Consider the following 8,025-nt stretch of genomic DNA (forward strand, 5'->3'; position numbering starts at 1 on the left):
GCCCGGCGGGCCCGCCGGGCCAGCGCGCCCGGCTCGGTGGCGACGTCCGCGGGCTCCGGCCCGTACCAGGCGGCCCGGTCGTCGCCGGGATCGTCGACGACGAGCAGCGTGCCCACCTGAGCACGGACGAGCGCGTCGAGCGTCGCGGGCACCCCGTCGACCGCCCGGCCGTGTGCGCGGTCCTCGGCGAAGCGGTCGAGCACGGCGCGGGTCCGGTCGCGAACCTCGGCCTCGACCAGCTCCCGCACCTCCCGGGAATGGAACCGGTCGTTCCGCCCGGGGTGGCGCCCCCCGTGTTCGAGCTGGTGGACCAGCGGGGTCACCCGGGGCGGCAGATGCTTGCGCAGCAGCTGCACGGCCCGGACGTCTCCCGCGAGAACCACCAGCGCGGCGTCCACCCGCTCGGTCAGCTCGGTCACCGCCTCAGCGACCTGCGCGGCGTTGTGATCCCACGAGTCCTCGGCACGATCCTGGTAGCGGCGCTGCGACCAGCCGCCGGGGGCATTGCGCTCGATCTCGTCGTCGGAGCCGACGACCTCACCGGCGAACCGCAGTCCGTCCCCGGCCACCCGCAGGTCGGCGCCCGTCCGGTCGGTGAGCACGACCACGCAGGGCACGCTGCTCTGCCGGTAGGCGAGCATCGGCAACGTACAGGGCAGCGAGCCCCAGACGGCCCGGTCCGCCACCTGCCGTCGCAGCCGATGACACCAGACGACCCTGCCATTCGCGGCGCACACCGCGAGAGCGGCGTTCTGCGGGCCGAGGGATGCCACGACCTCGTCCAACGCGCCCAGCGTCGCGCCATCCGCCCCGTCGGCGGCCAGGCTGTCGCGCAGGCGCCGCCACCGGACCGCCCGATCCGCCGCAATCCCGTCCATCTGATCGGACAGGCCCAGGTACAGCGTCGCGCACGGGCTCGGGACGGCGAACAACTCGTTGATCTCCGCATCTGGGATCACGGCACCGCGGCCTCCTGTTCTCCGCTCCCGCCGGTCGGCGAGCCGATCCTCCAGGGTCCAGGATGGGCACCGACCGGCCCTTCGGCCCGGCCCCTTCGGTCGCTCCCAGCCATACCCATCATCGGCGCGACGGACCGTCGGCCGCCCGCCAGGGCTTCATCCGGGCGCGGCCGGTACATGTTGCTGCTGACGGCTCGAATCGGCCCGAGTTCGACTCTTCGCCGGCCTCGACCTGGTCAAGCCGGGCATCGTCCCGCTAGAAGCCCCCGCCGGAGGTCACGCGCCGGACCGACGGTCTGGCGCGGCGTAGGAGGGCGGCATGGGGCGTACCGGGACGGCTTGGGAGCTGTGGGAACCGGCGAGCCTGGCCGAGGTAGTCGCCCTGTTCACCGCCCAACCGCCAACACAAGGCGGCTGCAGATCATGCTTGACGGAGAGTGGAGGTGCCGGCGCGATCCCCGCGTCCGTCGCCCGGTCTTAACGAGCGGCCCGGCAGAGCCCTCCATCTCCCGGAAATGACGACTATGGCTGTCGGCGATGCTGTCAATCACATCATCGCAGGATAATGGCGACGAGGTCGGTGTCTGAACCACCTCGCTCTCACCCTGTCTCTACAGGAAAACCAGCGGCCCGCCGCAACTTGTCGCCTTCCAGTCGATAGAACGCCTTGCCCTCGAACACTGGCACGCCCAACTCGACATAGAAACGCTGGGCGTCCTGGTTGGTGGCTTCAGTCTGCCACTCCACACGGCTGCAATCGTGCTTCATGGCAAGCTCAAAAAGCGCGTGCATGAGTTGCTTCCCGACACCCTCACGCCGCGCCGCTTCAACCACGTACAATTCTTTGAGGAACAGTGACCGCGAGAGTCCGACAGCGGGCCGAGGCCGAGCGCGACGAGGTACAGCAGTTCGTCGTCGGCGCAGTTGTCCAGCACGACGGCAAGGTGCTACTTCTCCAACATCCTGAGGACGATTTCATGGGCGGGATTTTCGAGCTGCCCAGCGGAAAAGTCGAGCCGGGTGAGGCGCTGGATTCGGCGCTTATCCGGAAGGTCGAGGAAGAAACCGGCCTGCACGTGACCGCCGTCCGCGATTACCTCGACAGTTTCGACTACGCATCAGGAAGTGGTAAGAAAATCCGACAGTTCAACTTCGCCGTGGACGTGGCCAGCCCTGAGCCGGTCGAACTTCAGGAACACGACGCCTACACCTGGACGCCACTCACCGAGGAACAGCCCGTGACGGACGCTGTGAAAGACGTGCTGAGTAAATACCGGGAGCTGCGCGGCGTGTAAATTTCAGCCCAGCCACAAAGAACGCGGCCCCATACTGATACTCGCCAATATGGGGCCGCTTGGTATGTCGACGCATGTCTATTGAGAACACCCGCGGGTCGGGCGCTCCCCCGCGCGTCGAGGCCAACCGGCGGGCAGCGGGCGGGCCACCGGGTGCCGGCTACGGGCGGACACCGGCCTCCCGGGGATTGGTCCATAGATCGGTGCCGTGCGCGCTTGTCAGGAGATCGATGCCGGCCAGGACTTCCGCGGCGGGCCGGGCCTCCAGGCGGCGCCCGTCCCGCAGCCGCAGGGAGACCCGCTCGTCGGCTGCCTCCCGGGCACCGATGATCGCCTGGTAGGGCACCAGACGAGCGGCCCGTACCCGCGCGCCCAGGGTGCCGCGCTCCGGACCGGCGACCTCGGCCCGCAGTCCCCGGTCGGCCGCCTGCCGGACCAGCGCGAGGGCGTGGGGTACCTCGGCGTCGGAGATCGGAAGGACCACCAGCTGGACGGGCGCAAGCCATGGTGGAAAGGCACCGCCGTGCGACTCGATGAGGTGGGCCACGGCCCGCTCCACGCTGCCGATGACGCTGCGGTGGACCATGACCGGCCGGCGCATCGCGCCGTCCGGGCCCGCGTAGTGCAGATCGAACCGTTCTGGCTGATGGAAGTCGATCTGCACGGTGGACAGGGTGGCTTCACGGCCGGCGCTGTCGACGATCTGCACGTCGATCTTCGGTCCGTAGAAGGCCGCCTCCCCCTCCACGGCCTCGTAGGCCACCCCCGCCGCGGTGACAATTACGACAGCGGTGGCGGCGGCGTGAGTGACGGCGGCGTGAGTGACAGCGGCATGGGCGGGCGGGTAGCGGGCGGGGTGGCCGCGGGTCAGCGCGCGAGGATGCTCAGGATCTCGCTGACCGAACGTCCCCGCGCCGCGAGGGGATAGACGGTGATGGCCAGCCGGATGAGGTTGTCACCCCGGCGGCTGACGCCCGCGGCCGGGACGGGCCAGACCCGGTCCGTCGGGCCGGTCGCCTCCCAGGCTGCCTTGATCGCGGCGAGTGGGCCGGCGACGTCGCCACGCCGCCAGGCGTCGGCGGCCCGGGCGGCGACGTCGATGACGCCGGGACCGGCCGTGGCGACCGCGACCGCCGCCTCGGGACCCGCGGTCAGGATCCACGGCACGAGTCCCGGTGTCGGCTCGATCCGCTGCAGCAGCGAGATCATCGCCTGCGACCGGGGCCCGGTGACAATGGGCGCCGCCGGCGCCCCGTGCCGCGCGACCACGTCCACGGCGCCCGGATGTGCCTGCTCGACGCCGGCCAGGGCCCGGCGGACCGCGGGTTCCAGGTCGAGCGAGGCGAGTGTCACCAGCACGGCCACGGGTATCCGGGCGAGCAGCCCCCCGAGCGGCGCGAGCACCGGCCGGTCGGCCTCGGGTACCCGGCCGAGACACGCGGCCGCGGCAGCGGCCTCGTGTCTCGGCTATGCCGTGCTCCAGAGCCAGGCCGACCACGGCGACCGGGGCGTCCGTGGTAGCGGCGACGGCCAGATCCACCTCGTCCGCGCCCGCGGGCAGCAGGTCGGCGACCGCCAGCAACCAGGCCCGGGCGGGCGGGTCCAACGCGCCCAGCGCCGACACCAGGCGCGGCGCCCCGTGCAGCGCGGCGGCCACCCGCACCAGGCGGGCACCGCAGGTCGCGGCGACGGTAGCCGGGTCGAGCGCGACCAGCGACGCGACCTCCGCCGCGAAGGACGCGGACGAATCGGCAACCCGACCAGGCGAACCAGACGAACCGGATGGACCCGTGGTGGCCGGCCCCGCCGGACCGGTGGTGAGGGGTCCTGTGGGGTCCGGCTCGCCCCGGGCCGCGCGCGCCGCTTCGACGAGCAGCCGGGGCAGCGGCATCGTGCCCCAGTGAGCGGCCAGATAGGGCGCGGAGACACCCTCCAGCGAGGGGGCGCGGACTGCGCCCCGCGGCGCAGGACTCCCTCCGCGATCGCGGTGTCGAGCACGTCGGCCACGTCCTGCCCGGACATCCGGGCGAGCCGGACCAGCCAGTCGCGCGCCGCCCCGATCAGGCTGGCCCTGTTCAGGGTCTCGGCGAGCGGATGGATGCCCCAGCGCCGGGACAGGTACAGCCCGACGACGTCGTCGTCGAACAGGGCCACCGCCCACGCCGACATGCCCGGCCTGCCGAGCAGGTTCTCCTGGAAGGCGGTCTCGATCACCGTCGACGGGTCTGCCGCGACAAGCTCGGCGAACTGCGTGGTCCAGACGATGTCCTCGACGGCGAGGCATCGGACGATCTTCAGCAGGGTGTCGAGCGGCAGGACGCCCCACCGGGATCGCGCGAACGCAACGACGCGCGGATCGACCCACCAGACGGGATCGGGCGGCGGGTCAGCCTGGTGCAGGCCCGCCGTGACGGCCTCGTCGACGAGGTCGCCCGGATTCGCGCCGAGCGCGGCGCCGAAGGAACGCAGCCACTCCAGGTCGCCGTTCACCAGGACCCGGACCGTCGCCATGATGTCCCGCAGCGACCGTTCGTCCCAGCGTGCGGCGACGTAGCCGGCGATCAGCGGCGGCAGCGCCGCGTCCGTCAGCGCGTCCGTCGCCGTGTCCGTCGGCGAAGCCTCGCCGAGGATGCCCTCCGCGACGGCCCGGTCGATCGCGCTGGAGACCGGGACCGCGGCGGCGTCGGCCACCGCGCGCAGCCAGCCGACGCTCGACCGCGTCAGGTCCCGGGCCACGTCGAGCAACGCCACCAACGGCACCGCGGTCCACCGTTCGGTGAGGTAGGAGGCGACGTCCGCCTGGGACCAGTCGGATGGTGACGGTGGCCGCGCCTGGCCGAGCAGGCGCTGGGCAAGTGCCGCGTCGACCACCTCCGACACGGACACCCCGACCGTGACGGCCACCGAGCGGATCCAGAGCAGGTCACCCGCGGCCAGCACCCGCCCGAGCTCGATCAGCTCGGCGAGGCTCGTCGTCTCCCACCGTTCGGCGAGGCACCCGGCGATGTCGGGGTCCCACCGCGACGGCGGCACCGGACCCGGTCCGGCCAGGAGGTTCTCCTCGATCGCCCGGTCCCGCACCTCGTCGGCCGCCAGCCCGCCGGCAGCCGCGAGGGCCGCGCACCAGTCCGGCATCCAGTCCGGCTCAGGGGCGACGACCGGGGTCTCGGCGAACGCGGCCCGCGGGTCCGCGACCGGGGCCGACACGTCCTCGGCGGAGGCGGTCGCGGCGGAGGCGGTCGCGCCCTCCACCGGGCCGCCATCCGGGCCGCCATCCGGGCCGCCGTCGAGCACGAACCGGCGGACCTCGTCCTCGGTGAGTCCGGGCACCGCCTCGGCGCCGGCCCACGCGAGCAGCTCGATCCGGTGGACGATGCCGCTGCCGGGCCGCCCACTCACCGGGCTGGTTCCCCCCCGCAGCACCTCGGGCGTCACCCGGGCACGTTCCGTGAGTTCGCGGATCAGATCGACGGGCAGCAGCGGCGCGCACCGCACCACCGCCGGCGCCGCGCCGGCGACCGCGAGCGAGACAACCGCGTCGCGGTCGAGTCGGGGTGCCCGGGCCAGCACCTGCCCGGTCGCGGCCACCCGTTCGAGGGCCTCGGTCAGCTCGGTCAGGCCGACCGCGGTGATCTGCCAGACGTCACCCCAGCAACCGGTGAGGACACCAGTCGCGGGCAGCGTCTCGGCGAGCAGCATCCGGCGGGTCTCCGGCCGGATCCGCTCCCGCATGACCAGCCGCATCACGTCGATGACGATCCGGCGCTCGGCCGGCAGCGGCCGCAGGACCGCCGCGAGCTCGTCGAGCATCTTCGCGCTGTCCCGGGCCGCCAGGACGCTCTGCTGCTCGGCGAGCTCCGCGGTGACCGTGACAATCAGGTCCGGCCGCCCGGCGAACGCCCGACCGATCTCCTGCAGCATCGTCATGATTGCGCTACGCCCACCGCGTTGCGGGCTGCCGGTGTCGGCCGCGAGGGCACTCTCGTCCGGGTTCACCAGCAGGTGCGCGAAGGCCGCGGCGAACAGCCGCCGGGCCGCGCTCTGCCCCGCCGTCGCTCCGATGCGCCTGCGCAGCCCCTGCAACGAGACGTCATCGACCAGCGGCAGGTCCCTCCAGGCGCGCGGAGCGTGGGCCTGGCCGTCCTCGTCGAGCAGCGGCAGCGCGAACTCCACCGGCTGGCCGGCGCTCGCCAGGGCGTTCGGTTCGGTCAGAGCCGCCGGGTCGACACCGAAGGCGATGATCCGGGCCGGATCGGGCACCGCGCCGTCCGGTGCCCGGTGCGCGGACCGCACGCGTCGCAGCGCAACCAGGGTCCGGGCGAGGTCGTCGGGCGGGCAGAGCAGCCAGCCGGAACCGCCGAGCAGGCCAGCCAGCGGGCTGGACAGGTCCGCGGCCTCGAAGGCGGCCACGCCGACCGCCGCCCGCCCGGACTGCAGGCTCGCCGCGAGGCGCACCGGCTCCGGGTTGACCCGGCGCTCGGCCGTCATGACCTCCGTCCCCGCCGGCGCGAACACTCCCCGCAGGCCCGTGGGATCGCCGCGCGGGGTGAGCGTCTCGTCGAAACGGCGCACCGTCACCGGGCGCTGCTCACCGGCCTGCAGGACGGTGGTGAGATCGACGTCGAACCCGGTGCCGGAACGCGGCACGAAGACCCGGACGCCGTACCTGAGCTTCATCACGACGAACCGGGGGTCGACCCGGTCGACCGTGCCCAGGTACGTGCCGCCGACCAGGCCCCGCTCGAAGCGGGGGTTGCGGTCGCCGAACCCGCCACGGGCCGCGGCGTCGTGATGGTAGGCGATGATGACGTCGGAGGCGGCGAGACCCTCGGTGATCTTCGTGCGCCGCGCCGCGGCGGCCAGCGTCGTGAGCTCCTCCCGGAGCCGGCCGGGCTGCAGGTCGGCAACCCAGGCGTCGATCCCGCAGCCCCGCAGGTACCGGTCCACCGCCTGCTCGCGCGCCGCCCGCGATCCGCCCGTCACCGCACCGTAGGCGGTCGGCCGGCGGCCGGTGGACAACCACCCGATCAGCCGGGCCAACGCCCGGACCTGCGCTGCCCGCCACTCCTCCAGCGGGGCGTCCGGTGCCGGGATGTCGTCGCCGAGCAGTTCCACCGTGTCCTGGCTACGTTCGGACGCAGGCGGGATCACCCCCCGGGCCGGCGCGTACCCGTGGCGGCCGTACCCGACCAGCCGCAGCGATCCCCGGCAGTGCACGAGATGGTCCGGGCTGAGCTCGATGGGAACGACGCCGAGCTGGGTCGCGGCGTCGTCGAGCAGCGCGCCGAGCGGGGCGAGCATGTCCATGACGTCCGCGGGGGCGGCGAACTCACCGTTCGCGAGCTGCGCGGCCATGCTGTCGTCGCCGCGTTGCCGCTCGAGCGGGTCGGTGAGCGGGCCAGCCGCCCAGCTCGTGATGTAACCCGTGGGCGCCTCGTAACCCGTGGGCGCCCCGTCGGGGCCGTCGACGATATCGAGCAGCAGGGGGGTCAGCGGGTTTCCGAGCGAGAGCAGCTCCATACCGACCCGTAGCGTCGACGGGCCGCCCGCGCCGGCCGTACGCAGGGCGCCGAAGCCCAGCCCGGCGAGGCTGACCAGGCGTACCCGGCAGTCGGCCCCGGCGCCGCGGATCCGCCGGGGCATCTCCCGCCAGGTCCGGCCGCTGCGGCCCACGACCGCCGGACGCTGGTCCGCCGCTTCCCCCGCTTCCGCCGGCGGCGCGCCCGGCGTGGACCACGCGCCTCCGGTCCGCGCCGGCCGGTGTCCCCGCC

The 8,025-nt window shown here is 73.3% G+C and carries 6 protein-coding genes; 1 reads left to right on the forward strand and 5 read right to left on the reverse strand.

The window, feature by feature from the left end:
* Nucleotides 1–959: baeRF2 domain-containing protein (locus AC08OT_RS17045; RefSeq protein ID WP_476603029.1), on the reverse strand; the 959-nt coding region annotated here is incomplete at its 3' end.
* 600 nt (nt 960–1,559) lie between these two features.
* A complete protein-coding gene (locus AC08OT_RS17050) occupies nt 1,560–1,799 on the reverse strand; it encodes a GNAT family N-acetyltransferase (RefSeq protein WP_476593874.1) in 240 nt (79 codons plus the stop codon).
* Between the two features lie 14 nt (nt 1,800–1,813).
* Between AC08OT_RS17050 and AC08OT_RS17055 the strand changes: the two genes are divergently transcribed.
* A complete protein-coding gene (locus AC08OT_RS17055) occupies nt 1,814–2,254 on the forward strand; it encodes an NUDIX hydrolase (protein ID WP_476596153.1) in 441 nt (146 codons plus the stop codon).
* Between the two features lie 160 nt (nt 2,255–2,414).
* Here the strand turns inward: AC08OT_RS17055 and AC08OT_RS17060 are convergent, their stop codons facing one another.
* The 3 genes from AC08OT_RS17060 to AC08OT_RS17070 all read right to left on the reverse strand — a co-directional run bounded on the left by AC08OT_RS17060 (nt 2,415) and on the right by AC08OT_RS17070 (nt 7,927).
* Entirely contained in the window at nt 2,415–3,017 is a 603-nt protein-coding gene (locus tag AC08OT_RS17060) for an aminoacyl--tRNA ligase-related protein (protein ID WP_476601811.1), read from the reverse strand.
* Nucleotides 3,018–3,121: 104 nt separating this feature from the next.
* Nucleotides 3,122–3,658: a hypothetical protein gene (locus AC08OT_RS17065; protein ID WP_476594215.1), complete on the reverse strand. Its 537-nt coding sequence runs from the start codon at nt 3,656–3,658 to the stop codon at nt 3,122–3,124.
* 63 nt (nt 3,659–3,721) lie between these two features.
* Entirely contained in the window at nt 3,722–7,927 is a 4,206-nt protein-coding gene (locus AC08OT_RS17070) for a hypothetical protein (protein ID WP_476603030.1), read from the reverse strand.
* Nucleotides 7,928–8,025: the final 98 nt, after the last annotated feature.

Source organism: Frankia sp. CgJB1, from assembly GCF_977947065.1.